Raw genomic sequence first — 1,467 nt, forward strand, 5'->3', positions numbered from 1 at the left:
GTTCCTTCAGGGGGGTCGTGGGGCGGGCCACGGCGGCGGTGAGCAGGGCCAGGTAACTGTCGGCGAAGCGCTGGGCGGTGACGTCGGTGTAGCGGTCGGTGGCGTACTCGACGGTGGCGGCGAGGGTGCCGTCGGGCGCGTACTCAAGGACGAACGACAGGTCCTGCTTGGCGGTGCCGGTCGGCAGCAGGACCGGCGGTGCCCAGCGGCCTCGGGCGCCCGCGGCGGGCGCGTTCTGCAGGACGAAGCCGATGTCGGCCAGGCCCGCGCCCCGGTCGCCGCCGAGCCGGGCGGCGAGCCGGTCGAAGGGCAGGCGCTGATGGTCGAGTACCCGGAACGCCTCGCCGCGCGACCCGACGCACAGCCGGTCGAATCCGGCCTCGGGGTCGGGGGCGCACAGCAGCGGCACGGTGTTGACGAAGAAGCCGACGAGGTTCTCCACCTCGGCCGCCGGACGGTTGGCCGCGACGGTGCCGAGCACGAACCTCTCCCGCCCACTCCAGCGCTGGACGACGGCCTGGAAGGCGGCGAACAGCACCACGAACGGGGTGACCCGCAGCTCCCGTGCCAACTCCGCGACCGCTTCGGCGAGAGGGGCATCGAGGACGAGACGGTGCTGGGCTCCGGGCCGCTCCCCCTCCAGGGCGTCCTGCCGCGGCGGGCACGGCCCGAGCGTGAGGTCCTCCGCGGCAGGGGCGAGCTCGGCCGCGCGTGCCGCGAGCCGCGTGCGCAGAGCCGGGTCCTTGGCCGCCTCGGCGTCGCGGGCGGCGAACTCCGCGTACGCCAGGGGCGGTGCGGGCAGGTCGATGGGGCGCACACCGCACAGGGCCTGCTCGTAGGCCGCGTCCAGCGCGTCGTACAAGGCAGGCAGGGACCAGCCGTCGACGGCGATGTGATGGATGGTCAGGAGCAGGGTTCCCGGCCCGCCGTCGGGGTCCTGCCAGACGGTCGCACGCAGGGGTGCCCGCCGGTCGAGGGCGAAGGGGGCACGGGCGTGGTGGGCGAGTTCGTCCGGGCCCGGCCGCCCCCGGCCGATGACTTCCATGGGGACCGGCCCGGGTGCGCCGATGACCTGGACGGGGCGGCCCTCGCGGAGCGCGTAGGTGGTACGCAGGACCGCGTGGCAGGCGGTGACAGCCTCCAGGGCCACCGCCAGGGCGGCGGGGTCGATCGGCTCGTTGAAGCGGGTGAGCAGGGGGACGTTGTAGACCGGCGACTCGGGTGCCGCCTGGTGGATGAACCAGAGGCGTTCTTGTGCCGACGAGAGCGGGGCCTCGGCGACGGGGTCCAGCGGAGGCGCGGGTGGGCGCGCAGGCGCCATCGGGATATCTCCTTGCGGTGGTTCACGGACCGGTCGGCACGCGTCGGCGCACCGGGGCCCTGACACGGGTCGCGGCGACCGGGCGGCGGCAGCACCGAGGACCGCGCCGTCTTCAGCGGTGGGCGGTCGGGTGCGCGGGCCGGTGG

At 75.3% G+C, this 1,467-nt stretch carries 1 protein-coding gene; it reads right to left on the reverse strand.

What is annotated here, in order from left to right; genetic code table 11:
* On the reverse strand, positions 1–1,321 hold a 1,321-nt coding region (locus AB8Z36_RS40005), incomplete at its 3' end, for a condensation domain-containing protein (RefSeq protein WP_369218269.1).
* Positions 1,322–1,467: the final 146 nt, after the last annotated feature.

The sequence above is a fragment of the Streptomyces flavofungini genome (assembly GCF_041028215.1).
Classification (GTDB): Bacteria; Actinomycetota; Actinomycetes; order Streptomycetales; family Streptomycetaceae; genus Streptomyces; species Streptomyces flavofungini_B.